The 26782-nt window shown below is 71.4% G+C and carries 21 protein-coding genes and 1 rRNA gene; 15 read left to right on the top strand and 7 right to left on the bottom strand.

All coding sequences use genetic code 11. The features are described from left to right. The 4 genes from rrf to EDF33_RS17030 all read left to right on the top strand — a co-directional run. Positions 1-88: ribosomal RNA gene (gene rrf, locus EDF33_RS17045) — 5S ribosomal RNA — on the top strand; the annotation flags it as partial. Between the two features lie 97 nt (positions 89-185). After that, positions 186-1316, top strand: coding sequence for an ROK family transcriptional regulator (locus EDF33_RS17040; protein WP_132100654.1), 1131 nt, complete (start codon positions 186-188; stop codon positions 1314-1316). Positions 1317-1408: 92 nt separating this feature from the next. After that, positions 1409-3424 (top strand): beta-galactosidase, encoded by a 2016-nt coding sequence (locus EDF33_RS17035; RefSeq protein WP_132100653.1) that lies wholly within the window; start codon positions 1409-1411, stop codon positions 3422-3424. After that, entirely contained in the window at positions 3421-5583 is a 2163-nt protein-coding gene (locus tag EDF33_RS17030) for an alpha-galactosidase (protein WP_347812771.1), read from the top strand. The genes EDF33_RS17035 and EDF33_RS17030 overlap by 4 nt, the downstream gene beginning before the upstream one ends. A 279-nt stretch (positions 5584-5862) precedes the next feature. Here EDF33_RS17030 and EDF33_RS17025 read toward each other — a convergent pair whose 3' ends face one another. Then, a complete protein-coding gene (locus EDF33_RS17025; RefSeq protein WP_132100652.1) occupies positions 5863-8511 on the bottom strand; it encodes a glycoside hydrolase family 2 protein in 2649 nt (882 codons plus the stop codon). Between the two features lie 117 nt (positions 8512-8628). Here EDF33_RS17025 and EDF33_RS17020 point away from each other — a divergent pair, with 117 nt between their 5' ends. From EDF33_RS17020 to EDF33_RS17000, 6 genes are read left to right on the top strand one after another with little or no spacing between them, the layout of a single operon-like run. Beyond that, positions 8629-10314 (top strand): ABC transporter substrate-binding protein, encoded by a 1686-nt coding sequence (locus EDF33_RS17020; protein ID WP_123340274.1) that lies wholly within the window; start codon positions 8629-8631, stop codon positions 10312-10314. A gap of 34 nt (positions 10315-10348) precedes the next feature. Beyond that, positions 10349-11338 (top strand): ABC transporter permease, encoded by a 990-nt coding sequence (locus tag EDF33_RS17015; RefSeq protein ID WP_132100651.1) that lies wholly within the window; start codon positions 10349-10351, stop codon positions 11336-11338. A gap of 12 nt (positions 11339-11350) precedes the next feature. After that, complete coding sequence (locus EDF33_RS20270; protein ID WP_165918858.1) at positions 11351-12385, top strand: ABC transporter permease; 1035 nt, start codon at positions 11351-11353, stop codon at positions 12383-12385. After that, positions 12382-13254 carry an ABC transporter ATP-binding protein gene (locus tag EDF33_RS20265; protein WP_123313058.1) on the top strand — a complete coding sequence of 291 codons (873 nt, stop codon included), beginning with the start codon at positions 12382-12384 and terminating at the stop codon, positions 13252-13254. The genes EDF33_RS20270 and EDF33_RS20265 overlap by 4 nt, the downstream gene beginning before the upstream one ends. Then, positions 13251-14144, top strand: coding sequence for an ATP-binding cassette domain-containing protein (locus EDF33_RS17005; protein WP_123340275.1), 894 nt, complete (start codon positions 13251-13253; stop codon positions 14142-14144). Before EDF33_RS20265 ends, EDF33_RS17005 begins: the two co-directional genes overlap by 4 nt. Next, on the top strand, positions 14105-16276 hold the full coding sequence (locus tag EDF33_RS17000; protein WP_165918857.1) for a glycoside hydrolase family 36 protein: 2172 nt from the start codon (positions 14105-14107) through the stop codon (positions 16274-16276). Before EDF33_RS17005 ends, EDF33_RS17000 begins: the two co-directional genes overlap by 40 nt. Before the next feature lie 204 nt (positions 16277-16480). Here EDF33_RS17000 and EDF33_RS16995 read toward each other — a convergent pair whose 3' ends face one another. The 5 genes from EDF33_RS16995 to EDF33_RS16975 all read right to left on the bottom strand — a co-directional run bounded on the left by EDF33_RS16995 (position 16481) and on the right by EDF33_RS16975 (position 21695). After that, positions 16481-18109: a DHA2 family efflux MFS transporter permease subunit gene (locus tag EDF33_RS16995; protein WP_132100649.1), complete on the bottom strand. Its 1629-nt coding sequence runs from the start codon at positions 18107-18109 to the stop codon at positions 16481-16483. 76 nt (positions 18110-18185) lie between these two features. After that, positions 18186-18818: a response regulator transcription factor gene (locus EDF33_RS16990; RefSeq protein WP_132100648.1), complete on the bottom strand. Its 633-nt coding sequence runs from the start codon at positions 18816-18818 to the stop codon at positions 18186-18188. Continuing rightward, entirely contained in the window at positions 18815-20020 is a 1206-nt protein-coding gene (locus EDF33_RS16985) for a sensor histidine kinase (RefSeq protein WP_165918856.1), read from the bottom strand. The genes EDF33_RS16990 and EDF33_RS16985 overlap by 4 nt, the downstream gene beginning before the upstream one ends. A gap of 29 nt (positions 20021-20049) precedes the next feature. Beyond that, complete coding sequence (locus EDF33_RS16980) at positions 20050-20859, bottom strand: ABC transporter permease (protein ID WP_132100646.1); 810 nt, start codon at positions 20857-20859, stop codon at positions 20050-20052. Further along, positions 20856-21695 carry an ABC transporter ATP-binding protein gene (locus EDF33_RS16975; protein ID WP_132100645.1) on the bottom strand — a complete coding sequence of 280 codons (840 nt, stop codon included), beginning with the start codon at positions 21693-21695 and terminating at the stop codon, positions 20856-20858. The genes EDF33_RS16980 and EDF33_RS16975 overlap by 4 nt, the downstream gene beginning before the upstream one ends. Positions 21696-21894: 199 nt before the next feature. Here EDF33_RS16975 and EDF33_RS20260 point away from each other — a divergent pair, with 199 nt between their 5' ends. The 4 genes from EDF33_RS20260 to EDF33_RS16955 are packed head-to-tail and all read left to right on the top strand — an operon-like array spanning position 21895 to position 25028. Then, the gene (locus EDF33_RS20260) at positions 21895-22248 is read left to right on the top strand and encodes a lactococcin 972 family bacteriocin (protein WP_165918855.1); all 354 of its coding nucleotides are present in this window, start codon (positions 21895-21897) and stop codon (positions 22246-22248) included. A 32-nt stretch (positions 22249-22280) separates the two neighbouring features. After that, positions 22281-24158 carry a hypothetical protein gene (locus EDF33_RS20255; RefSeq protein WP_165918854.1) on the top strand — a complete coding sequence of 626 codons (1878 nt, stop codon included), beginning with the start codon at positions 22281-22283 and terminating at the stop codon, positions 24156-24158. After that, the gene (locus EDF33_RS16960; RefSeq protein ID WP_132100643.1) at positions 24155-24826 is read left to right on the top strand and encodes an ATP-binding cassette domain-containing protein; all 672 of its coding nucleotides are present in this window, start codon (positions 24155-24157) and stop codon (positions 24824-24826) included. Before EDF33_RS20255 ends, EDF33_RS16960 begins: the two co-directional genes overlap by 4 nt. Further along, positions 24813-25028, top strand: a complete 216-nt coding sequence (locus tag EDF33_RS16955; RefSeq protein WP_123672529.1) for a hypothetical protein — start codon at positions 24813-24815, stop codon at positions 25026-25028. The genes EDF33_RS16960 and EDF33_RS16955 overlap by 14 nt, the downstream gene beginning before the upstream one ends. 50 nt (positions 25029-25078) lie before the next feature. Here EDF33_RS16955 and EDF33_RS16950 read toward each other — a convergent pair whose 3' ends face one another. After that, complete coding sequence (locus EDF33_RS16950) at positions 25079-25651, bottom strand: hypothetical protein (RefSeq protein ID WP_132100642.1); 573 nt, start codon at positions 25649-25651, stop codon at positions 25079-25081. A gap of 138 nt (positions 25652-25789) precedes the next feature. Between EDF33_RS16950 and EDF33_RS16945 the strand changes: the two genes are divergently transcribed. Next, positions 25790-26722 carry an NADP-dependent oxidoreductase gene (locus EDF33_RS16945; protein ID WP_132100641.1) on the top strand — a complete coding sequence of 311 codons (933 nt, stop codon included), beginning with the start codon at positions 25790-25792 and terminating at the stop codon, positions 26720-26722. Positions 26723-26782: the final 60 nt, after the last annotated feature.

The following is a 26782-nucleotide window of genomic DNA, read 5'->3' as shown; positions in this document are numbered from 1 at the left end:
CGGTCACATTCCGAACCCGGAAGCTAAGCCTCTCAGCGCCGATGGTACTGCAAGGGGGACCTTGTGGGAGAGTAGGACGCCGCCGGACTTAACGTTGTAACACCAGGGAACCCCTGACCAGCACTGGTCAGGGGTTTTCTGCGTTTCCGGGCTGAGCCGTAGGATCAGCCGACGACGGAGGAACGATGACCGAAGCCTGGCCGGCACTGCCCGAGGGTTCCCGCTTGGCACTGCGGGAGATCCTCATCCACGGCACGCTCTCGCGGGCGGAGATCGCACGGTCGCTCGGGCTGTCGCGCGCGAGCCTGACCCGGGCGATGCGCATCCTCGTGGCACACCGGCTCGTGGTCGAGGTCGGTACCGACGTGCGTGGGGCCACCGGTCGGCCGTCGGAGCTGCTGCAGTCGAGTTCGGGGCAGTGGGAGTTCCTCGGCGTCAAGCTCACCCGGGAGCGCCTGTACGCCGCGGTGACCGACCTGGGCGGACGCGTCCTGGCCCTGCACGAGGAGACCGTCCCGTCGACCGTGCCGGAGGACCTGGCCGACCAGATCAGCACCGTGCACGAGCGCCTCCGCGCCGTGCACCCTGCGATCTGTGCCGTCGGGGTGTCCCTGCCCGGTGACGTCCTCGCCCGGGGCGGAGAGGCCGTCGTGGCGTCGTCGCCATTCCTCGGGTGGACCGACGTCCCGTTCGCTCGGATGGTCCGGGAGCGAACCGGACTCGCAGCGTTCACGGCGAACGACGTCCACGCCCTGACCGTCAAGGAGCACTGGTTCGGTGCCGGCGCCGGTCGCGGGTCGATGGCCCTGGTCACCGTGGGCGAGGGGCTCGGCCTCGGACTCATCGTGAACGGGCAGGTCTCCACCGGCGAGCACGGGCGACTCGGTCGGATCGGGCACCTTCCGGTCCTCGGTGGTGGGCCCGACTGCGGCATCGGGCACGCGGGGTGTGCCTCGAGCTACCTGCCGAGTCCGGTGATCGTGCGGAACGCCGGGCGCGAGGGATCGTCGTACGAGCAGGTCGTCGAGCTCGCGCGGAACGGTGACGAACGGGCCGTGGCGGCGTTCGAGGACGCCGGACGAGCACTCGGTGTGGTCCTGGCCACCGCGGTGCACATCGCCGACCCTGCCGCGATCGTCCTGACCGGCGACGGGCTGCCGGTGTACGACCTGGCGCGGACCACGGTGGACGAGTCGCTCCGTGCGGCCCTGGCTCCGTACCGGCAGCCGGTGACCGTCGAGGTGCAGCCGTTCGAGTTCTCGGAGTGGGCACGAGCGGGGGCGGTCCTCGCGATCCGGCAGCTGCTGGAGACCTGATGCGGCACCACTGACAGCGCGTTAGTTACACACGTTGACAAACACCGCCGGAGACGGGAGGCTGGTGCGGTCCACCCATCGAAGGAGATGCCGTGACCGCTGCCCCCACCGTCCCGTGGCCGACCGACGGCCTGTCGTTCGGCGGCGACTACAGCCCTGAACAGTGGCCGCGCGAGGTCTGGCTCGAGGACGTCCGCCTGATGCGCGAGGCCGGGGTGAACCTGGTCACGATCGGGGTCTTCTCGTGGGCGCTGCTCGAGCGGTCGCCGGGGGAGTACACCTTCGACTGGCTCGACGACGTCATCGCCCTGCTGCACGACAACGGCATCGCCGTGGACCTCGCGACGCCGACCGCCGCCCCGCCGAACTGGCTGCTGACCGCCCACCCCGAGGTGCTGCCGGTGGACGCCACGGAGCGACGGGAGCGCCCTGGTGGACGCCTCGGGTGGTGTGCGGCGTCGACGGTCTTCCGCGAGCACGCCCTGCGGATCGTCGGTGCCCTGGCCGAACGCTACGGTCGCCACCCCGCGGTGCGGCTGTGGCACGTGAGCAACGAGCTCGGTGGCGGGAACGGCCGCTGCTACTGCGAGGAGTCGGCAGCGGACTTCCGACGCTGGCTCGCCGACCGGTACGGGGACGTCGACACCGCGAACGCCGCGTGGGGAACGGCCTTCTGGGGGCACACCTACACTTCCTTCGACGAGGTCTCACCCCCGCGTGGTGTCGGCGGCGCACCGAACCCCGGCCTCTTCCTGGACTTCGAGCGGTACTCGTCCGACGCCCTGCTCCGGCACTTCGACGCCGAGAAGGCCGTCATCGAGCAGCACTCGGACGTCCCCGTCACGACGAACTTCATGGTCGGTGCGGGATCGCAGGTCGTCGACTACGCCGCGTGGGCGAAGCACGTCGCGATCCCGGCGAACGACCACTACACGCTCGTCGACGACCCGCACCGCGAGCAGGACCTCGCCCTCGCTGCGGACCGGATGCGCGGCATCACCGCCGGCCGCACCCCCTGGTTGCTCATGGAGCACTCGACGGGCGGCCCGAGCTGGCAGCAACGCAACCGGGCGAAGGAACCGGGCGAGATCCTGCGCAACTCGCTCGCGCACGTCGCCCGCGGGTCCGACGGCGCACTGTTCTTCCAGTGGCGGGCCTCCACCGCGGGGGCCGAGCAGTTCCACTCCGCAATGGTCCCGCACGCCGGTACCCGCACCCGGATCTGGCGCGAGGTCGTCGCGCTCGGCCGGGCACTCCGCGACCTCGCCCCCGTGCAGGGCAGCCGGGTCGAACCGGCCCGGGTCGCGATCGTCGTCGACGAGCCGTCCGGCTGGGCGCTGCAGTCCGGGCTGAAGCCGCACCGGGGACTGCGGTACTCGCGGGAGCTCCGTGCCTGGTACGCCGCATTCCACGACCGGCAGGTGCTCACCGACGTCGTGCCCTCGGACGCCGACCTCGACGGCTACGACGTAGTGGTCGTCCCCACGATGCTCGTCGTCGACGACGCCACCGCCGCACGGATCGCCGCGGTGGTCGACCGCGGCGCGACCCTCATCGTCACCTACCTGTCCGGTGTCGCCGACGAGACCGCCCGCATCCGTTCCGGTGGCTACCCGGGCGCGTTCCGGCAGGTGCTCGGCGCCTGGAGCGAGGAATTCACCCCGCTGCAGCGCGACGAGACCCGCACGCTCGACGACGGCGGGACCGTCACCGACTGGGCCGAGGCCGTGGTGGTCGACGACGCCGATGTCGTGCTCCGGTACACGGACGGGCCGCTCGCGGACCGCGCAGCGGTCACCCGCCGTGCCGTCGGCGGCGGCGCCTGGTACGTGTCCGCGATGCTGCCTGCCCAGAGCACCCAGCGGCTCGTGGACCGGGTCATCGAGGAGCGCGCGCTCCCGCGGACGGTCACCGCGCCTCCCGGCCTGGAGGCGGTGCGCCGCGTCCACGACGACGGTTCCGTGTTCCTGTTCCTCGTCAACCACCGCGCGGACGACGTGACGGTCGTCGCGTCCGGTACGGACCTGCTCGACGGCTCCGGCCACGGGCCGGAGACCGTCGTGCCCGCCGGTCGCGTCCGCGTCCTGCGCGAGGAGCGTGCGTCGTGACCGTCGTGGACCGCGACCCGGCGCCGGCGCGCGCACTCGACGGACGGCAGGTGCAGGTCCTGCGCGGCGGCGGGGTGTCGCTCGTGTTGGCGACCGCCGACGACGGACTGCCCGAGGTGCTGCACTGGGGCCGCGACGTCGGACCCGTCACGGACGGTGACGGCGCCGAACTGCTGCTCGCGCTCGGACGGCCGCTCGGACCGAGCGCCCTCGACGCGGCCTGGCCGCTGACCGTGCTGCCGACCGAACGCGACGGGTGGGAGGGACGACCCGCGATCGCCGGGCACGTCGACGGGCTGCCGCTCGTGCCGCGGTGGCGCGACGTCGAGGTGACCGCGGAGCCGGGCGTGCTGGTCGTGACCGCGGTGTCCGACGAACTGCTGCTGCGGAGTGCCTTCCGGCTCGACGCCGCGGGGGTGCTGCGCGTCGGGCACACCGTGACGAACGGGGCCACCGTGCCCGTGCACCTGCAGGCGCTCGAGGCGACGCTGCCCGTGGGCGAACGGGTCGGCGAGGTGCTCGACCTGGCCGGACGCTGGACCCGGGAGCGCACCCCGCAGCGCCGGGCCCTGACCGCCGGCAGCCACGCGCGGGAGAGCCGCCGCGGTCGCACCGGCCACGACGCCCCGACGCTGCTCGTGCTCGGGACGCAGGGGTTCTCGGACGCTTCCGGTGAGGTCTGGGGCGTGCACCTGGCCTGGAGCGCCGACTCGGTGCACCGGTACGACCTGCTCGCCGAGGCGCGACCGCTGCTCGGTGCCGGGGAACTCCTGCGCGCCGGCGAGGTGGTCCTCGGGCAGGGGGAGTCCTTCGCCGCGCCCGACGCCGTCTTCGTCTGGAGCGACGCCGGGCTCGACGGCCTGTCCGACCGGCTGCACGACTCGCTCCGCAGCCGCCCCGGTCACCCGAAGCGCCCCCGGCCGGTGGTGCTCAACACGTGGGAGGCCGTCTACTACCGGCAGGGCCTCGCGCCCCTGGTCGCCCTGGCGGAGACCGCCGCGGACATCGGCGTCGAACGGTTCGTGCTCGACGACGGCTGGTTCCTCGGGCGCCGCTCGGACTCGACGTCGCTGGGGGACTGGCGCGTCGACCCGACGGTGTGGCCGGACGGCCTCGGGCCGCTCGTCGACCGGGTCCGCGGACTCGGCATGGAGTTCGGGCTGTGGTTCGAACCCGAGATGGTGAGCCCGGTGTCCGAGCTCGCGGCTGCGCACCCCGAGTGGCTGCTGCAGCGCCCCGAGGACCACGTCCGCACCTGGCGGAACCAGTACGTGCTCGACATGGCGAACCCGCTCGCGCGGGCGTACGCGCTCGAGGCGATGTCCGCCGTGATCGGGGCGCACCACGTCGACTTCGTGAAGTGGGATCAGAACCGCGACATCGTGCACGCGGTCCACGCCGGACGTGCCGGCATCGACGCACACACCCGCGGGGTCTGGACGCTGATGGACGCCCTGCGCGCCCGGCACCCGTGGCTCGAGATCGAGGCGTGCGCGAGCGGCGGTGCCCGGGTGGACCTCGGCGTGCTGGAGCGCACCGACCGGGTGTGGCCGTCGGACTCGAACGACGCGTTCGAACGCCTGCCGATCCAGCGGTGGACCGAGGCGCTGCTGCCGCTCGAGCTGATCGGCTCGCACGTCGGCCCCGAGGTCTCGCACACCACCGGCCGGCACCTCGACCTGGACTTCCGGATGGCGGTGTCGCTGTTCGGGTCCGCCGGCATCGAGACCGACGTCACCCGGCTGCCCCCGACGGAGCTCGACCGGCTGCGGGCGTGGACGGCGTTGTACAAGCGGGAACGCGGGCTGCTGCACACCGGGCGCCTGCGGCACCTGGAGCTCGGCGACCCCGGGCTCGTGGCGACCTCGGTCGTGGCCGTCGACCGGTCGCGGGCACTGGTGCGGGTCGCACGGACCGAGACCGGGCCGCAGTCGCTGCCGGTGCCGCTCCGGATGCGGGGGCTCGACCGGGCGCGGCGCTACCGGCTCGCCCCCGTCACGGGGCTGCGGGTGCCGCACGGACTCGACATGGTGCCGCCGGCGTGGCTCGTGCGCGGGCACCTGGAGCTGTCGGGTGCGGTGCTCGAGGACGTCGGGGCGCGGCTGCCGCTGCTGGCCCCCGCGACCGCGATCGTGTTCGAGCTGCACGCCCTCGACTGACGCGACCCTGCCTGCCGCCGTCGGCCTGCCTGCCGCCGTCGGCCCGCCGGCCGCCGACGGCCGGCTGGCGTCGGCCGTCGGCCGTGGTCGGGCAGGCGCGGCCGGCGAGCGGGCGGAACATCCCGGTTCGTGGCGTGCGCACGCGGGTGTTTCGCCCGCTCGGCGGGACGGCGCGGCCGTGTTGGTGCGCTGACGGTTCTGGTTCGCGATCTCGCAGGATCGTGAACCAGAACCGTCACGCCGCTGGCGGAACCCGGCCTCGCCCGGGCGCGGGGCTCGTCAGGGGAGGAGCGAGCCCGCGTGACGGAGGACGAACGGGCCGACGAGCGCCTCGGCGTCGATGCCCGGCGCACCCGTCACCGTGAAGGTCACCGACTCGCCGGCCAGCAGGGACACCAGTCCGTCGTCGACCCGAGCGGCCGGGTCCACACGGTCCGGGAACAGCGAGACGTCCCGCGCGTAGGACGTCGCCGTCACCGTGACGACCGCCCCGTCGTCCGTCGCCGTGACCGACGCGGACAGCGGTGCGCGGGCGAGCACCTGGTCGACGACCTCGGCGAAGTCGAACACCGTGCGGGTTCCGGCTCCGGTGACGACGAGCACCTCGGACCCGGCGTCCCCGGGCACGGCGAGCGAGGCCGGCAGCGTGACCCGGTCGGCATCGGCGGGTGCGGCGGCGAGCGAGAACGACGACGAGTCGAGCACCGTGCCGTCGAACGCGACGCGGGAGACCGTGACCTCGTCGGCGACCGGCGCCCCGGACGCGTTCACGAGCACGACGTCGAGCCCACTGCCGCCAGACGGCTGCACGGTGAGCAACACCGGTTGGTAGGCCTGCCGCACCGCGTACCAGACGGGCTTCCGGATGCCCGCGTGGTCGACGAGCGCCCAGGACACCACGGGCCAGTCGTCGTTGAGCTGCCAGACGATCATCCCGGTGTTGTCGGGCGTGCGGGACCGGAACCACTCCATGCCGAAGCGGATCGCGTGCGCCTGGTTGAGCTGTGACGCCCAGTGCCAGTCCTCGATGCTCGTCGGCGTCGGCAGGTGCCCGCGCATGCCGTCGGCGAGCTTCCGGTTGCCCTGGTCGGCCTTCTGGTGCACGAGCATCTCGTGGCCGTCGGGGTCGAGTGGCTCGTCGTGCACCACGGCGGTCAGGGTCGACCAGGCGGGCGGCCCCTGGAACCCGAACTCCGCCACGAACCGCGGGTTCCAGTCGGCGTAGGCGCGGTAGTCGAGCCGGTTCCAGACGTCCCAGATGTGCACGCTGCCGTTCCGCTCGTCGTTCGGCGTCAGGTACTCGTCGAACGAGAACGGGCTGCCCGGCGTGTACGGACGGGTCGGGTCGAGCTCGGCGACGATCGACGGCAGCAGCGAGCGGTAGTAGCCGTTGCCCCAGGTCCGGCCGACGAGCGACGGCCGCCAGCCCCACTCGGCGTACGCGACGAGGTTCTCGTTGTTGCCGTTCCACACCACGAGCGACGGGTGCGGGCTGAGCCGGGTGACGGCTTCGCGGACCTCGGGCTCGACCTCGTCGGCGAGCCAGGGCTCCTCGGCGTAGGCGGCACAGGCGAACAGGAAGTCCTGCCAGACGAGCACGCCGAGCTCGTCGCAGCGGTCGTACAGGTCGTCGGACTCGTAGATCCCGCCGCCCCAGATGCGGAGCAGGTTGACGTTCGCCTCGATCGCGTCGTCGATCCGGTCGGCGTAGCGCCCGGGCGTCATCTCGGTCAGGTACGCGTGGTCGGGGATCCAGTTCGCGCCCCGCACGATCACCGGCCGGTCGTTCACCCGGAGCAGGAACGGGGCTCCGCCGGCGTCGGCGGCGGTGTCGAGCGTCACGGTCCGGAACCCGACGCGGCCGGTCCAGACGTCGTCGCCGACCTCGACCCGGACGTCGTACAACGGCTGGTCGCCCTCGCCGCGCGGCCACCAGACGGCGACGTCGGGGACCTCGAGCCGCACGACGGCGGAGCCGTCGACGACGGCGCGCACGCTGGTGACGGACGTCGCGCCCGGCGCGGACGGGCGGCCGGGAGGCACGGTGCCGGACCCGACGGGCGTCGCCGCCGCATCGGTGCCGCTCGCGCCGGGGGCGGACGTGCTCTGCTCGGCCAGGGCGGCGCCGTGGCCGTCGGCCCCGCCGGCGGTGACGTGCGGGGTCAGGGTGACCCGCGCCTCCAGGCCGGCCCGACCGGACACCCCTGCGACCGGAGCCGACCCGATGTGCTGGGAGAAGGCCCCGGTGGAACCTGCGGACTCGACGTCGACGTGCGCGGTGAGCACGCCGGTGGTGCCGTCGACGTCGACGAGGGGGCGGACGGCCGCGATGCGGGCGTCGCTCCACGACTCGATGCCGATCGACTTCCAGATGCCGCTCGTGGCGACGTCGATGCCCCAGTCCCAGCCGAAGTTCGACGCGTTCTTGCGGAGTGCGTTGTACGGGTGGTGGTTGACGTGGGGGAGTTCGCCGCCGTGCAGGGCGGACAGTCGCTCGGCCGCGGGGACCGGGGCGTCGAAGGTGATCACGAGCTCGTTCGTGCCGGGGCGCAGCAGGTGCCCGACGGGGAACCGGTACGCGCGGTGCTGGTTCGCGGTGGTGGCGACGACGATGCCGTTCAGCTCGATCGTCGCGAGGGTGTCGAGTCCGTCGGCGACGAGGTCGTGGCGGGCGTGCGTGTTCGGGCCCGTGCCGGTCTCGCCCGACCACGTGAAGGTGCGGCGGTACCGCCACACCGTGTCGCCGATCCACTGGGTCGCGGCCTCGTTGTCGCCGTCGAACGGGTCGGGGATCCGGCCCTCCCGCAGCAGGTCGGTGTGCACGCAGCCGGGGACGATCGCGTCGACCGGCTCCCGGTGCGCATCGGCCTGCGCCGGGCCGTGCACCGCCTCGACCGTCCACGTGCCGTCCAGGGTGGTCCGCTCCATTGCGTCTCCTCAATCGTGACGGGGCCGTGACCCGACCCCTTGACCGCCTTAGTTTACGCGTGTAACAATCACGCTCACAACGTGGATCCTGCGACGACGCAGACCGAGAGGACAACGATGTTCAACCCAACCCGTTCACGGCTCGCCATCGGCGCCGCCGTCCTCCTCGCCGCCGGCCTCGCGCTGAGCGGCTGCAGCGCGAGCGGCAACGCCAGCACGAAGGACGACGCCGCCTCGACCCTGGTCGCCTACACCGGACAGTCCGGCGACTACCAGATCAACTTCAACCCGTGGTCGCCGTCCAACATCGGCGGCGTCGGCACGATCTACGAGTCGCTGTTCTTCATCACCAACGTCAACACGAACGACCCGAAGCCGCTGCTCGGCAAGTCCTACGAGTGGAACACGGACGGCACGCAGCTCACCATCACGCTGCGCGACGGGGCGACCTGGAGCGACGGCGAGCCCTTCACCTCGAAGGACGTCGTGTTCACGCTCGACATGCTCAAGAAGCAGAAGGCCCTGAACTCGATCGGCTACGACGGCACCGCGAAGGCGGACGGCGACTCCAAGGTCGTCGTCACGTTCGACAAGCCGTCGTTCGTGCTCGGCCCGAACCTGCTCGGCAAGACCTGGATCGTGCCCGAGCACCTGTGGAAGGACATCGACCCGACCACCGACGTCGTGCGCGAGCCCGTCGGTACCGGTCCGTACACGCTCGGCACCTTCAAGGCGCAGGCCTTCACCCTCGAGGCGAACAAGAAGTACTGGGACGGCGCACCGGCCGTGAAGACCATCCGCTACCTGTCGCTCTCCGGCAACACCGCCGGCGCCGACGCGCTCAAGCAGGGCTCGATCGACTGGCAGACCGGCCCGGTGCCGAACATGGACGACATCGCCGGCAACTACAACGGCTACGACGGCATCACCGTCGGGCAGAACCAGATGGCGCTGCTCACCTGCGCGAACACCGACCTCGGCTGCACCGGCCCGCAGACCGACCCGGCCGTCCGGCACGCCATCGCCGACGCGATCAACCGCAAGCAGCTCAACTCGCTGGCGTTCGAGAACACCGCGAGTGAGATCTCGCCGACCTTCGCGCTCACCACGACGCAGAAGGACACCATCTCGAAGGACATCGAGCCGGCCGTGATGCCGGAGACCGCCGACAAGGCCGCCGCCGCGTCGTCGCTCGAGGGCGCCGGGTGGAAGAAGGGCTCGGACGGCATCTACGCCAAGGACGGCAAGAAGCTGTCCCTGACCGTCGAGGTCGTCACCGGCTGGACCGACTACATCACCGCGATCGACACGATGACGCAGCAGCTCAAGGCCGCGGGCATCGAGCTCAAGGCGCAGCAGTCGTCGTGGAACGAGTGGACCGACAAGAAGACCAAGGGCAACTTCGAGCTCGCCATCGACTCGCTCGGCCAGGGCCCGACGGCGAACCCGTACTACCTGTACAACAACTACTTCACGACGGCGAACACCGCGAAGGTCGGTGCAGCAGCCCCGATGAACATCTCGCGGTACAGCAACCCCGACGTGGACAAGGCCATCGCGAAGCTCGCCACGATCAACCCCGAGGACACCGCCGCGACGCAGCCGGAACTCGACACGATCCAGCAGCACATCGTCGAGGACCTGCCGTACATCCCCGTGATGACCGGCGGCACGACGAGTGAGTTCCACGCGGCGAAGTTCACCGGCTGGCCGACGAAGGACGACCTCTACGCCTTCCCGGCCGTCTGGGCGAGCCCGGACAACGCCGAGATCTTCAAGGCGCTGAAGCCGGCGAAGGGCTGACCACGATGGGATCGCGACCGAGGAGCACTCGACGATGACCTACTTCCTGCGCAAGATCGGCTTCTACATCGTCGCGCTGTGGGCGGCACTGACGCTGAACTTCATCATCCCGCGGCTGCTGCCCGGGAACCCGGTGGACATCCTGCTCGCCAAGCTCCAGCAGCGCGGCGGGCAGGTGACCCCGGCGACACGGCAGGCGTACGAGCTGCTCCTCGGTGGCGATTCCTCGGAGCCGCTGATCTCCCAGTACGGCCACTACCTGGTCAACGTGTTCCGCGGTGACCTCGGGGTGTCCGTCAGCTACTTCCCGGCCCCCGTCACCGAGGTCATCGCGAGCTCGCTGCCGTGGACCATCGCCCTGGTCGGCATCGCCACCATCATGGCCGCCATCATCGGCGTCGGCCTCGGCGCCTTCGTCGGCTGGCGTCCGGGCACCTGGCTCGACTCCTTCGTGCCGGCCACCACCCTGCTCGCCGCGGTGCCGTACTTCTGGCTCGCGCTGATCCTGGTGTACTTCTTCGCCACCGGCATCCACCTGTTCCCGGCACAGGGCGGCTACGACGTCATCCTGACCCCCGGGTTCAACTGGGACTTCATCGCCTCGGCGATCCAGTACGGGGTGCTGCCGGCCGTGACGATCGTGCTCGCGTCGCTGGGCGGCTGGCTGCTCGGCATGCGCAACATGATGGTGTCGACGCTGTCCGAGGACTACATCACCACCGCGCAGGCCAAGGGGCTGTCCGACGGCAAGATCCTGCGGAACTACGCCGCCCGGAACGCCGTGCTGCCCTCGGTCGCCGGCTTCGCGATCTCCCTCGGGTTCATCGTGTCCGGCTCCGTCGTCACCGAGCAGGTGTTCTCGTACCCGGGCATCGGGTCGAAGCTGCTGTCCGCCGTGACCAACAACGACTACGCGCTCATGCAGGGGATCTTCCTGTTCATCACCCTGGCGGTCCTCGGCGCGAACCTCGTCGTCGACCTGCTGTACGGGCTCATCGACCCGCGGACGCGGGCGCGGAGCTAGGGAGGACACGCCATGACCAACATCCAGCAGGACACCGAACCCACCATCGGCGCACTCGCCGAGGAAGCCGACGCCGGGTCTACGCGGAGCATCGCCACGGCCCGAGCGTCACGACCGAAGGGCGGCATCCGCCGTTTCCTGCCGACCCTGACCCCGTGGCTCATCACGGGCATCGCCCTCGTCGCCGGCGTCACGCTGTTCGGCGTCGTCGGGCCGCTGCTCGTCGGCGACCCGACCACCATCCGCGACTCCGGACTGCAGGGACCGAGTGGCGAGAACCTGCTCGGGACGACCCAGACCGGGCAGGACGTCCTCGCCCAGCTCGCCTACGCCACCCGCGGCAGCCTGCAGATCGGCCTGATCGTCGGCGTGCTCGCCACGGTGCTGTCGGCGTTCTTCGGGATCCTCGGCGCCTACCTGGGCGGGATCATGGACGAGGCGTTCTCGCTGTTCTCCAACGTGTTCCTCGTCATCCCCGGCCTGCCGCTCGTGATCGTCATCTCCGGCCTGGTCCCGCGCGAGGCCCGCGGGCTCTGGACCATCGCCGTCGTCCTCGCGATCACCTCGTGGGCCGGGTCCGCCCGGGTCCTGCGGGCGCAGACGATGTCGATCCGGAACCGCGACTACGTCTCCGCCGCCCGTGTCGCCGGCGAACGACCCTGGCGGGTCATCGCCGTCGAGATCCTGCCGAACCTGCTGCCCGTCCTGGCGTCGCAGTTCGTGTTCGCGGTGATCGCCGCGATCCTCGGGGAAGCGGGGTTGTCGTTCCTCGGCCTCGGGGCGTCGAACTCGTCGACGCTCGGCACCATGCTCTTCTACGCCCAGAACGGCTTCGCGCTGGCGAACGGCGCCTGGTGGTGGTTCGTGCCGCCCGGCCTGCTCATCGCCCTGCTCGGCATGGGCCTGTCCCTGGTGAACTTCTCGATCGACGAGGTCATCAACCCACGACTGGCGAACGTGCGTGCCCAGCGGCGGCGCGAACGTCGCGCCAAGCGGGCCGCCCGCGCCTCGCGTTCCGCACGCACCACGAAGGAGTCCGTCCGATGAGTGCCGAAGCCGTGCTGACGATCGACCACCTCGACGTCGTCTACGAGACCGAACACCCCGTGCACGCCGTCAAGGACGTGTCGCTCACCCTGGCTCCCGGCGAGATCCTCGGGCTCGCGGGGGAGTCCGGCTGCGGCAAGACGACCCTGGCCTACGCCATCACCCGGCTGCACCGACCGCCGGCGAAGGTCGCCTCGGGCAGCATCACGTTCCACGACCGGGACGGCACCGACATCGACCTGCTCGGGCTGCCGCACGAGCAGCTGCGGGCGGTGCGCTGGTCGAAGCTGTCGATGGTGTTCCAGGGCGCGATGAACGCCCTCAACCCGGTCACCACCATCCGAGCGCAGCTCGACGACGCCCTGAAGGAACACCGGCGCGACCTGTCCCGCAAGGAGCGCCGCGCGATCGCCGAGGACGCCCTGAGCCGTGTCGGCGTCGACCCGTCCCGCATCACCGCGTACCCGCACGAGCTGTCCGGCGGCATGCGGCAGCGCGTGATGATCGCGATGGCCATGCTGCTCGAACCGCAGATCATGATCATGGACGAGCCCACCACCGCCCTCGACGTCGTGGTGCAGCGCGAGATCCTGCGCGAGATCGTCCGACTGCGCGACGAGCTCGGGTTCGCCGTCGTGTTCATCACGCACGACCTGCCGCTGCTGCTCGAGATCAGCGACCGCATCGCGATCATGCTGCGCGGCGAGGTCGTCGAGTGCGACCGGGCCTCGGTCATCCAGCACGACCCGAAGCACCCGTACACGCAGAAGCTGCTGCAGTCGTTCCCGAGCCTGTCGGGGGAGCGCGGCGCGTTCATCCGCTCCGGCGTCGACGACCACGCAGCCGCCGTTCACGAGGAGATCCGATGACCAGCGTGACCGTCAGCCACCTCGGCAAGGACTTCCACACCCGCAAGGGCCTGAAGCGGACCACCCTGCACGCCGTCGACGACGTGTCGTTCGAACTGCTGCCCGGGAAGACCGTGGCGTTGGTGGGGGAGTCCGGATCGGGCAAGTCCACCATCGCCCGGATGCTCGCCAAGCTCGAGAGCACCACCCGCGGCTCGATCGACGTGCGGCTCGAGGACGGCACACCCGTCGTCGGCAGCATGTACCGCCGGCACGTGCAGATGGTGTTCCAGGACCCCTTCGCGTCACTCAACCCGTTCCACTCGATCGAGCACCACATCGCCCGGCCGCTCCAGCTGCACCACCGAGCCCGGGGCGCCGACGAGACCGCCGAGAAGGTGCGGGAACTGCTCGGCCGCGTCAACCTCGACGAGGACTTCGCGAGCCGCCGCCCGCACGAGCTCTCCGGCGGGCAACGGCAGCGCGTCGCCATCGCCCGCGCACTCGCCCCCGGGGCCCAGGTGCTCATCGCCGACGAACCGGTGTCGATGCTCGACGTGTCGATCCGGCTCAGCGTGCTCAACCTGATGGGCCGCCTGCAGCGCGAGGACCACCTCGCCGTGCTGTACATCACGCACGACCTGGCGACCGCACGGCACTTCTCCGACGAGATCCTGGTGCTCTACCGCGGCCGGGTCGTCGAACGCGGGCCGTCCGACGCCGTCATCCTCGACCCGCAGCACGACTACACCCGACTGCTCGCCGAGGCCGCCCCCGACCCGGAGCGCATCGACCGCAAGGTGACCTCGGGCAGCGCCCTCGACCGCTCGAAGATCGACAACACCACCTGCTACGACCACGGCGTCGGGGCGTGGGTGTCGAGCGAGCCCGCACCGGTCGGCGCACGGTGAGCGGAGCCTTCGCCGACTGGGTCACGCCCGGGTTCTCGGCACGGTTCCGGATCGGCGACGACCAGCCCGCGGCACTCGTGTCGTTCGTGGCGGCCGGCGGAGCGCGCGCCGGCGGAGCACGCACCGACGGGGCGCTCCTCGATGGGCCCGCGGACCCGCAGCCCCTGGTGGAGCTGACGACGATCGGACACGGGCGGTTCCCGGGCGGGTACCGGCACGTGGACTCCACGATCGGGGCGCGACTGCGACCCGTGTCGTGGCGTGCGTCCGACGACGCGACCGATCCGTGGTTCCGGATCGTGCAGGCGGACGCGGCCACGGGCCTCCAGGTCGAATCGGTGTTCCGGGCGCGTGCCGACGTCGCGGCGTTCCAGACGTGGACCGAGGTGTCCGCGGACGACGGCGAGCACGTCGTGGACTTCGTCTCGTCGTTCGCGACCGGGGCGTTCCTGACCGACTCCGGGGTCGGTGTCGACGACCTGGCCCTCGTGCACGCGGACAACGACTGGGCGGCCGAGAGCCGGTGGCGGACCGATCCACTGCGGTCGATCGGACTCGCGGCGATCGACCGCGAGGCGCAGCACCATCCACCCCGCAGCCGCGCCGTCGTGCAGAACCGGGGATCGTGGTCGACCGGTGAGGCGCTGCCGATCGGCGTGCTGACACCTGCTCCGTCCGCTGGCGCTGAGCCCTACGCGCTCGTGTGGCAGATCGAGCACAACGGGCCGTGGCTGTACGAACTCGGCGAGACCCGGCGGCACGCCTACGTGCTGCTGACCGGACCGACCGACCAGGAGCACCAGTGGACGGCCGTCGTCGCTCCGGGGCAGCCGTTCGTGTCCGTGCCGGTGTCGGTGGGGATCGCCGGCTCGGTCGGTGGGGCGTTCGAGGTGCTCACGGCGCAGCGTCGGGCGTTCCGGCACGTGCGCGAGGCGGATCGAGCCCTGCCACTCGTGTTCAACGACTACATGAACACGCTCATGGGCGACCCGACCACCGAGAAGCTGCTGCCGTTGATCGACGCCGCTGCCGACGCCGGAGCAGACCTGTTCTGCATCGACGCCGGCTGGTACGCCGAGGGGCACTGGTGGGACACCGTCGGAGCCTGGGAGGAAGCTGCTTCGCGGTTCCCGACCGGCCTCGGGTTCGTCATCGACCACATCCGGTCGCGGGGGATGCAGGCCGGGCTGTGGCTCGAACCCGAGGTCATCGGCATCCACTCGCCGCTGGCCGCGACCCTGCCGGACGACGCCTTCGTCCACCACCACGGCGTGCGGGTCGCCGAGCACGGACGGCACCTGCTCGACCTCCGGTCGCCGGCCGCGCGGGCGCACCTGGACTCCGTCGTCGACCGGCTCGTCGGGTCGCTCGGCGTCACGTTCTTCAAGATGGACTACAACACGATGACTGGGCCGTTTCCCGGCATGCTCGAGCACCAGCGCGCGCTCCTCGACTGGCTCGACGACGTGCAGGCCCGCTATCCGTCACTGCTCATCGAGAACTGCGCCTCGGGAGCGATGCGCGCCGACTCCGCGATGCTGTCCCGGTTGCACATGCAGTCGACCTCGGACCAGCAGGACCCGGTGCTGTCGGCGTCGATCGCGGCTGCTGCCCCCGCCGCGATGCTGCCCGAGCAGGCCGGGAACTGGGCCTACCCGGCGCCGTCGATGTCGCCCGACCTGTTCGACCTGTCGCTCGTGAACGGGGTGATCGGGCGGATGTACCTGTCGGGCTACCTGAACGAGATGTCGTCGGCGCAGCGTGCGGTGGTCGGGGACGCCATCGCCGCCCACCGGGCAGTGCTCGAGGTCATCGAGTCGTCGGTGCCGGAGTGGCCGCTCGGGCTGCCGGCCTGGGAGGACCCGTGGCTCGCGCTCGGCCTGCGCGCTGCGTCGGGCGATCTGTACTTGTCGGTGTGGTCGCTGCCCGGTGCGTCGGGATCGGTGTCGTTGCCGCTGCCGGGCTTCGCCGGGCAGGCGGTCGGCGTCGAGCCGCTGTTCCCCACGGCGCTCGGGTCGTGGTCCGTGGCGTGGGACGCCGCCTCGGGCTCGCTCGAGGTCGCCAACGGCGGGGCGACCCCCACAGCGCGGGTGCTCCGCGTCCGACCGGAGGGGGCGGACGCGGAGCACTGAGCGGGGCGCGCGTCGCGATGGCAGGGCGCGCGTCGGAGCGGACGGGAGGCACGGTGCAGGCAGGCGCCGTGCCTCCCGTCCCGTCGGTGGTCGCGTCCACGGCACGGGGGACGCGGGTCCGCGTCCGGCCGGTGACGTTTCTGGTTCAGGATCCTCGGGGATCGTCAACCAGAACCGTCAGCAGCGGTGCAGGAAGGCCCCCGGTCAGGCGCGGGTCTCGCGATCGGCGTCGGCTTCTGAGTCGTCGTCGGGGCGGCGCGGGGCGCGGAGCCGCAGGGTCGCACCGAGGCCGATGACCAGGAAGCCGGCGGCCGAGAACGCGGCGGCGCGGGTGCCGTCGGAGAACGCCTCGGCGGCGTCGGCGCGGGTCTGCCCCTCGAGGCCGGCGATCGCTCCGCCCGAGGACTGCACCACGGTGTCGGCGATCTGCTCGGACTGGGCGGTCGAGACGCCGGCGTCCTGCAGGCGGTGCTCCAGGATGCTGCCCGTCGAGGTGAACAGCACCGTGCCGAGGACCGCGATGCCGAGCGCCGAACCGATCTGGCGCGCGGTGCTCTGGGCGCCGGAGGCTTCGCCGCTGCGCTCCACGGGGACGTCCTGCAGCACGACGCCGGTGAGCTGGGCCGTCGCGAGTCCGACGCCGAAGCCGTAGACGAACAGGCACGGGACGATCGCCCACCACGGGGTCGACGAGGTCGTGACGAACCCGATCGCGGCCACCCCGACGATCTCGGCGCCGATGCCCATCCGCACGATCGGGAGCGCCCCGATCCGCTGTCCGACCGTGGCCGCGAACCCACTCGCGACGAACGACCCGATCGCCAGGGCCAGCAGCACGAAACCGGTCTGCAGCGCCGAGTAGCCGAGGACGTTCTGCAGCCAGAGGGGCAGCGACAGGATGATGCCGAACTCGCCGAGCGACACGATGAGCGCCGCGATCGAGCCGTTCCGGAACGAGCCGATGCCGAACAGGTCGAGGGCGATGAGCGTCGACCGGCCCGCACGCTGCCGGCGCCGGGAGCGGACGACGAAGGCCACCCCGGCAGCGATCGCGATCACGAACGCGACGGGGATCGGCGAGACCGGGCCGTCCCACGACCACGAGCCGATCGTGAACGGTGTCGACGACGGAGTCCACCAGCCGTAGGTGCGACCCTCGATCAGCCCGAAGACCAGCGCAGCGCTCGCGATCACGGACAACAGCGCGCCGACGAGGTCGATGCGGCCGGTGTGCTCGGCGTCGCGCGACTCCCGCACGGCGACCGCGAGGCCGACCAGGATGACCGCCACGATCGGGACGTTGATGCCGAAGGCCCACCGCCACGAGAAGTCCGTCGTCAGCCAGCCGCCGAGCAGCGGACCGACCGCCACCATCCCGCCGATCGTGGAGCCCCACACCGCGAAGGCGATGCCGCGCTCCCGGCCGGTGAACGTCGCGTTGAGGATCGACAGCGTGGTGGGCAGGACCATCGCGCCACCGACACCCTGCAGCACGCGGGACGCCACGAGCAGTTCGCCCGTCGGGGACAGCGCCGCCAGGACCGACGCCACCGCGAACAGGATCACGCCGATGGTCAGCAGGCGCCGGCGACCGAAGCGGTCGGCGACGGCACCGAAGACGAGCAGCAGCGCGGCGAAGACCAGCGTGTAGCTCTCCTGCACCCACTGCACGAGCGTCGAACCGATGTCGAGGTCGGCGACGATGCTCGGGATCGCCACGTTCACGATCGTGGAGTCGACGATGATGAGCGCGACCGCCAGGCTGATCACGACCAGACCGATCCACCGGCGGCGATCCGGGGTGCTGGTGGGAGCTGCGGCTGCGGCGCTCATGTGCGTGTCCTCTCAGATGATCAGCATGCTGACTACCTGACGGTACACCCGCTCCCGATGACCGGCGCACCGGGGTTCAGGGGAGCAGGCGGAGTTCCATCGCGCGGGTCACGGCACGGGTGCGGTCGTTGACGCCGAGCTTCTCGAACACGTGGCCGAGGTGCGTCTTCACCGTCGTCTCGCTGAGGAACAGTGCACGCCCGATCGCTGGGTTCGAGTTGCCCTGGGCGACGAGCTGCAGGACCTCGAGTTCGCGTGGGGTCAGCGACGGGCCGGCTGCCACGGCCGACGAACCCGTTGCTCGTCGGACCAGCGCAGCGGCAGCCGAAGGGGCCAGTGCCGTCTCGCCCCGCGCGGTCGCCCGCACCCCGGCGAGGATCTCGGACTCCGGGGCCGCCTTGAGCAGGTAGCCGGTGGCCCCGGCCTCGATCGCCGCGAGGATCTGGTCGTCGGACTCGTACGTCGTCAGGATCAGGACGCGGACGCCCGGCTCGGCCGCGAGGATCTCCGCCGTCGCCGTATCCCCGTCGAGCTCGGGCATCCGCAGGTCCATCAGCACGACGTCGGGGCGCTCCGCCAGCACGACGGACACCGCGGCGCGGCCATCGCTGGCCTGGCCCACCACGTCGATGTCGTCGGCGTCCTGCAACAGCGCGACGATGCCCGAGCGGACGATCGGGTGGTCGTCGGCGACCACGACGCGGATCACCGGGTCACCTCCGCCACGGGGTGGCGAACGGCGGACGGGAGGCCCGGGGCGGCTCCGGTGGGCAGGGTCGCCTCGACGACGGTGCCCCGGCCCAGGGCGCTCGTGATCGTGCAGGTGCCGCCAGCGAGGGCGAGGCGCTCCCGCAGCCCGCGCAGACCGTGCCCGGCCGTGGGCTGCTCGGGGTCGAACCCGGTGCCGTCGTCGGTGATCCGCAGTACGGTCTGCCCGTGCTCCGGGAGGAGACGGACCTGCGCCGAGGCGGAGCCGGCGTGCGCGCGGACGTTCGAGAGGGCCTCTTGGGCGACCCGCAGCAGGACGACCTGCGCATCACGGTCCAGTGCGCAGTCGGACGAGGCATCGACCGTGACGACCGCGCCCGTCTCGCGAGTGTGCCGTTCGGCGAGGCGGTGGAGGGCGCCGGCGAGGCTGTCGCGGGTCATGCCGGCGGCCCCGGCTGCGACGAGGGTGCGGGATTCCTCGAGGGCGGCGCGGGCGGACTCCTCGAGGACGGTGAGTCGTTCTTCCAGCGCATCGGAGCGGTCGTTCGCCAGGTCGCCGCGAGCCCGTTCGGTGAGCATGACGATCCCGGCGAGGTTCTGCGCGACGGTGTCGTGGATCTCGCGGGCCAGGCGCTCCCGTTCGCTCGCGATGCCTGCGGTGCGGTTCGCGTCGGCGAGGGACTGCTGGGTGGCGCGGAGCTCCTCGACGAGCTGGCGGCGCTCCTCGGACAGACCGGCGACGCTCGAGATCCACACGCCCATCGCGCAGGCACCGATCACGCTGATGCCCTCGATGAGCATGGTGCTGACCAGCGCGTCCGGGCCGCTCGACAGCTGCAGGCCGATGCCGCTCGCGAGCCCGACGGCGACGGACAACAGGACCGCGGTGCGGACGCGCTCCGTCTGCACCCACACGAGCGGGAACACGATGCACTGCACGAACGCGGTGCTCGGTACGGCTGCCGGCAGCACCAGGGCGGCGACGACGACGAGCGGCAGGAACGCGACGGCGGCTCGGGGGCTGTCGTAGCCGCGGTGCCCGTACCCGATGTACGCCACGACGAGGACCACCACCGCCAGGTAGGCCGGCCAGCGGGTCGACCACGGGGACCAGCCGAGCGCGGTGATCACAGCGGTGAGGAGCATCGTGCCCGCGAAGAAGACGTGCAACCACCGGTTGCGCACCCACGTCTCACCGCTCATGACGACAGCATCCCACCTGCCCGGCGCCATCAGGAGTCCTTGCGGTTCCAGCGGAAGGTGAGGGCGCAGGCCACCGTGCCCCCGACCAGCCACGCGACCAACACGATCGTTCCGAGGGCGAGGTGCCACGCGCCTCCCGGCTCGGCGGACGCGAACGCGTCGGGCAGGAAGACGGACCGCATGCCCGACGCCATCCAGCGCAGGGGGAAGACGGACGCGACGTTCTGCAGCCAGTCGGGCAGCTGCGTGAAGGGCAGGTAGACGCCCGAGATGAACTGCAGGACCAGCACGATGGGGACGATCGTCGCCGTGGCGCGGCGGCCCTCGCGGGGGAGCGCCGAGATCGCGATGCCGAGGACGCAGCTGGTGGCGATGCCGAGGACCATCACGCCCGCGAAGACGCCCCAGTTGCTCGCGTCGGTCGGCAGGTCGACGCCGAACACCAGGCTCGCGATCCCGAGCAGCAGCGCCGTCTGCACGATGGTGGTGACGAGGACCATGCCGATCTTGCCGACGAAGTAGCTCAGGACCGGCAGGGGTGTGCCGCCGAGGCGCTTGAGCGTGCCGTCGCTGCGTTCGGTCGCGATGTCGACGCCGAGGGACTGGGTACCGGAGAGCAGGATGCCCGTCGCGACCAGGCCGGGCAGGTAGTAGGTGGCGTAGTCGACGCTGATCGGTCGGCCGTTGCTGGCGACGGCGCGGATCGGGTCGGCGTCCGCGAAGGCCACCGAGAACAGCGCCAACATGATGATGGGGAAGAGGAACGTGAAGAAGACGGCGTCGGGGGCACGGAAGTAGGAGCGGATCTCGTACGAGATGCGGCTGGTCGCGGTGTTCACTTCTGGCCCACCATTCCGAGGTAGACGTCCTCGAGGGACGGGCGGATGACTTCGAGGTCGTGCATGGCCGTGGTGCTGCTGCGGATGAGCGCGGTCGGGTCGGTCGTGCGCTCGTCGTGCAGGTCGCCGGCGCCGTCGCGCCAGCGGACCCGTGGTGTGCGGGCTTCGGCGCCGCCGATCTCGTCGATCGGCGCGATGTCGAGTAGCTTCCCGTCGGCGATCACCGCTGCCCGGTCGGCGAGCTGGGCGGCTTCGTCGAGGTAGTGCGTGGTGAGCAGGATCGTCGTGCCCTCGGACTGCACCTGGCGCAGGAGGTCCCAGAACTGGCGGCGGGCCTCGGGGTCGAAGCCCGTGGTCGGTTCGTCGAGGAACAGGACCTCGGGGCGGCCGATGATGCCGAGGGCGACGTCGACGCGGCGGCGCTGGCCTCCGGAGAGCCGGGCGATGCGGGTGTTGCGCTGGGTCTCGAGTCCCGTCGCGCTGAGGAGTTCCTCGGCGCTGCGGTGCTTCGGGTACAGCGTCGCGAAGTGGTTCAGCTGCTCGGCGACCGTGACGTTCGGGGACTCGGCGCTGGTCTGCAGGACGATGCCGATGCGTGCGTTGTGGCTGCGGCTTGTGCGTGCGGGGTCGTGACCGAGGACGCGGACCTCGCCGGCCGAGCGGGACCGGTACCCCTCGAGGATCTCGACCGTCGTGGACTTGCCGGCGCCGTTCGGGCCGAGGAGGGCGAAGGTCTCGCCGGGCTGGATGGTGAAGCTCACGTCGTCGACGGCGACCTTGCCGGTGGCGTACTGCTTGCTGAGGTGCTGGACCTCGATGGCGGGGGACTCGGGCATGGGTCCAGCCTGGCCGGTTGGGCGCCGCGGGGGATCGGTGGGGGCGGTGGTGCTGCATCCTCCGATCGGGGGATGGTGCGGGAAGGACGCGAGCATGTCGTATTCGAGATATCCGGAACTTCAGATTCTGGCGTCGCTCTGCTTGGCTCGGTGCGGGGTCGACGCGGCCCTCCCGTTCCCCCAGCAGAAAGGCCCTTCCATGAAGCGCTTCAGAAAGCTCTCGGCCGTCATCGCGGCTGCAACGCTGTGCGGTGTCCTCGGCGCCGGTGTCGCACACGCTGCTCCGGATGACGCAACCGCCAGTGGCGGCAGCGCGTCCGCCGACGACCTCGGTACCGACGCCACGACCGTCGTCGGCGGCGGCACGTGGTCGTACGGCGTGATCGGCCACCAGGTCGTCTCCGCCTACGACAACCGTCGGTACACCCACAGCACCTCGGTCAAGTCCTCCGGCGTGACCAAGTCGTCGGGACGGATCGCGAAGGGCAAGATCGCCGGCGCGAGCCGCCCGAAAGCACTGTGGGGCAATCAGGTCTTCTGGGCGATCTACTGATCCGGAACTTCGCGGCCGCCACCGTCCTCGCGGTGGCGGCCGTACCGCTCCTGCTCGTCGGCCTGATCGTGTTCGTGGTCGGGAGTGGTGAGGCGAGCGGGTACCTCACCGGCCGGACGACGATCGACATGGTCGACCTGCCGCTCGGTCCGACCAAGCAGGAGCACATCCAGCAGCTCACGGAACTGGCCGAGGACCACGACGTATCGCTCGCCCTCGTCGTGCCGGATCGTTCCCGCGCGCCGGACACCGTCACCGCGTACTCGTTCGCCGGCTCCGTCCCAGCGCCGGTGTTCTGGGGGAACGTCGTCAACCGGCCGGCGAGCGACATCGGTGACGCCGTCATCGTCTGGTCGTACGCGGTCGACGGATCGGCCGTGCAAGTCGGTGCCTTCCTCGACGCGTTGCGCACTGCGGGGTTCGAGTTCGTCGACGCGACCCCGACGGTCCGCGTACTGGCACCAGCGGTGATCGGGCAGCCCGGCGTCCTGGCGATCGTGGCGTGCATCGCGCTCGGAGTCGTCATCGCCGTGGTCGCGGAGTCGGACCGGCGGGACAGCCGACAGCGGCTCCGCGGACTCGCCGGATGGTCACCGAAACGCATCGCCGCTCGTGAAGCCCTCGAGACAGCGGGGCTGCTCGTCTTCTGTTCCCTGGTGGTGTGCGGGGCGCTCGCCGTCTACTTGCTCGTCCGCGGGGCATCGCCGATGATCTGGTCGTTCAGCGTCGGGCTCGCCGGAGTGATGCTCCCCGCCGCCTTCGTCGGTGTCGTCGGACTCCACGTCGTCTGCTCCGTCGTCGGCCGCCGCAGGTGGACGAGCCTCGCGGCCCCGGTCTGGCGCCCGGCCGTCGTGGCACTGTGCGGTGTCGCACTCGTCAGCATCCTGACCGTGAGCACCAGTGGCCTCGTCGAGCAGGGGCGGACGGCCTCCGAGCTCGAGCGATCGCTGCGTTCCGAGGCCGCCGACGGCGACGACGTGGTCCTGGGCGTCGGGATGGCCTCAATCGCCGACGAGGACGCGTTCGGGCGCGTTGCGCTGGCTGCCCTCGCCACCGGTACCGCCGAGCTGGCGCAGACGACGTTCATGCAGGACGCGCTGCTGGTCGCCGGAGACCGGGCGGAGCAGCTGGTCGGGGACGACCGTGACGGTGTCACCGTGCTGGTCCCCGAGTCGGTGGCGACCGACATCGCCGCGATCGCCGACGGCGTGCGGGAGAGCTTCGACGACGGCTGGGAGGTGGACGACGAGCAAGCGCCCCGAGTCGTCTCGATCCACACCGAGGTCGTCGGATCGACCGCACCGATCGTCGCCGCCGCTGACCGCTGGATCGATTGGGTGCTGCCACGCACCACCACCGGCGCGGACGTGCCCGTCATCGTGGTGACCGACGTGCGGGACCTGCCGCCGAACCGACTCGGCACCGCGACCCGGAACGGCGAGGTCCGGTTCGCCGACCGGACCGCGCTCGTCCGGCAACTCACGGACGCTGACCTGCTCGACGTCGTCACGCAGATCAACCGGGTCGGTGCCGTGCTCGAACGAGCGCTCGCGGCCGTCCGGACGTCCCGCGCCGTCATCCTCGCCGCTTCGGCCGGGACGGTGCTCGCGATCCTGTTCGCTGCCGCCACCCTGATCGCCGACCACCGGACGCGGCATCGACGAGCAGCACGGCTGCGATTCCTGGTCGGCCGGCATCCCGCGGTGCAGCACGCGCGGTTCGTGCTCGTCGCGAGCGGCATCGCCGCCGGGACCACCGCCGTGACCGTACTCGTCGGCGACGACGGCACCGGTGCCGGCAGCGGCGCCTTGCTCGCTGCCAGCACGGCCGGGGCAGTCGGCGTGCTCACCGCAGTCGCGCTGTCCGTCCTGCTCGCCGCCACACACCACCGAGAGAGGCCACGCCGATGACCGAGCACCAGCGACTCAGCATCGAGGGGATCGGCTACGACATCGCCGGGCGGACGCTCTGGAACGACATCACGTTCCAGCTCGGCGCCGGACAGGCCCTTGCCCTGCGCGGACCGTCCGGACAGGGGAAGAGCACGATGCTCCGCTGCCTCGCCGGGTTGGAACGACCGCCGCGGGGTCGGGTCGTCGTCGACGGCACTGACCTGCACACGGCGAGCGAGGGGGAGCGGCGTGGACTGCGCCGAGACACCATCGGCCTCGTCGTGCAGGACCACGCCGTCGTGCCGGAGTGGACCGTTGCCCAGAACCTGCGGGTGCTGCGGCTCCGTGGCGTCACCCGGGCGGCACTCAGCGATCGGATCGACGAGGCGCTGCTGATCGTCGGGCTCGGTGGTCGGCGGGATGCTCGTGCTGGGACGATGAGCGGCGGCGAACAGCAGCGAGTGGCCGTCGCACGAGTGCTGGCGCAGCGGCCACGACTCGTCCTCGCCGACGAGCCCACCGCGTCGCTCGACACCGAGAGCGCGGCGCGCGTCCGCAGCGGTCTCGACGCGCTGCGTGCATCGGGCAGCGCTGTCGTCGTGGCGACCCACGACCCGGCGCTCATCGCGTGGGCCGGTGCAGGACGGTCACTCATCCGGCTGGGGAGCGACCATGGACGTCCGTGAGACCACGCTGCAAGCTGCGGTGGGCGCGCACCTGGCGGGGACCCACATCCGCAGGACACACCGGGTCCTGCAGGGGAGTGGCACCGTGGCGCCGGGGTTGCGCTGGCCGGACGCCTCGGACGGCCGCGATCCCCGGGCCGTCCTCGAGGCCGAGGGCCCCGCGTTCTCGGCGGGCGGTGGTGTTCTCGTGCCGGAGCGCTGACGGTTCTGGTTCGCGATCGTCGGGGGTCGTGAACCGGAACCGTCACCGTCTCAGTACTGCGGCCGGATCCAGTCCGTCGGTTGCACGAAGCGGGCGCGGGGCAGGACCTCGTCCGGCTCGGCGGTCCGCACGCTCGTGATGATCGTGGCCGCGCCGTACTCGTACGAACGGCGGGCGATGCCGTCGCGCTCGTCGATCACCAGCGTCGAGCGGAACGCGGGGTCCTCGCCGTGCTCGAAGGTCACCAGGATCGAGTGTTGGCCGATGTGCTGGACCAGGATCGGGTGGACGTCGTCCGTGGCGCGGCCCCATCGGAGCATGAGATCGGGCACGGCCATGCGGACGACGGGAGACGGGACCATGCTCCGGGCGAACGAGACCTCGATCGGGCCGTCGTCGGGGTCGTGCAGCACGCCGTCGCGGTAGGAGACCGGCTTGGCGCGCTGGCGGACGAGCGTCCAGGTCTGCGCGGGCTCGTCGAAGTCGACGCGGAACTGCGAGTGCTTCTGCCGGGGCTCCTGGTGGATGCCCTCGAGGACGTACCGCGCGGGTCGGCGGAGCGCGGCGAGCTCCTCGGCGATCGCGGGGCCGTCGGGCCGGGTGAGGAGTTCGTCGAAACGCACCGTGCCAGCATGGCGCACCACGTGCCGTGGACCGCACCCCTGACGGGCTGGAGGCCCGTGGCGGGCTGGCGCTGTGCCTCCCGTCCGATGGTGGGTCGCGTCAGGTTGCGTCAAGCAACGTCCGCGTAGACCGGGAGGATGCAGGTCGTCGGAGTCGAACAGTTCGGAGGGCCGGAGGCCCTCGCCGTCCACGAGGTGCCGGAGCCGCACGCCGGTGCGGGGTCCGTGCGGATGCGGGTACAGGCGTTCGCCGTGAACCCGACCGACACGGGAGTGCGTGCCGGGCAGCGGGACAGCTCGCAGGCCTCGCCGCCGTACGTGCCGGGGATGGACGCTGCCGGGGTCATCGACGAGGTCGGGCCCGACGTCACCGGGTGGGAGGTGGGCGACGAGGTCATGGCGATCGCGTTGCCGCTCAGCACGCACGGCGGGGCGTACGTGCAGGAGCTCGTGGCGCCGGTGGGGTCGTTCACGCGGATCCCTCGTGGGACGTCGATCGAGGCTGCGTCGACGGTGCCGATGAACGGGCTGACCGCGCTGCAGATCCTGTCGCTCGCGGGGCTGTCGCGGGGGGACACGCTCGCTGTGACCGGTGCTGCCGGGTTGCTCGGGAACTACGTGGTGCAGCTCGCGGTCGCCGCTGGGCTGACCGTCATCGCTGACGCTGCTCCGGCGGACGAAGCGCTGGTGCGGTCGCTCGGGCCGGCGCACATCGTGCCGCGTGGTGATGGGTTCGCTGCCGCTGTCCGTGCGCTCGTGCCGGACGGGGTCGATGCGCTCGCCGACGCTGCGGTGCAGCGTGGGGTCGTCGTCGATGCTGTTCGAGACGGGGGCGTGTTCTTGGACGTGCGGGGATGGTCGGGGGACGGCTCGCGGGGGATCCGGTTCGAGCAGGTGGCGGTGTTCTCGGAGTACCGGTCGTTCGACAAGCTCGAGCAGCTGCGGCATGCGGTCGAAGGCGGGACGTTGGTGCCGCGGGTGGCGGAGGTGTTGCCGGCCTCGCGGGCGGGGGAGGCGCATGAGCGGTTGGAGGCTGGGGGGACGCGGGGGCGGTTCGTGTTGGCGTGGTGAGTTGACGACGGTGTGAGGGACGGGAGGCGCGGTGCCGGTTGGTGCCGCGCCTCTTGTCGA

The organism is Curtobacterium sp. PhB146 (assembly GCF_004342995.1).
In the GTDB taxonomy this organism is placed as follows: Bacteria; Actinomycetota; Actinomycetes; order Actinomycetales; family Microbacteriaceae; genus Curtobacterium.
Note: the sequence above shows the minus strand (reverse complement) of the source record. Positions and strands in the feature narration are given on the sequence as shown.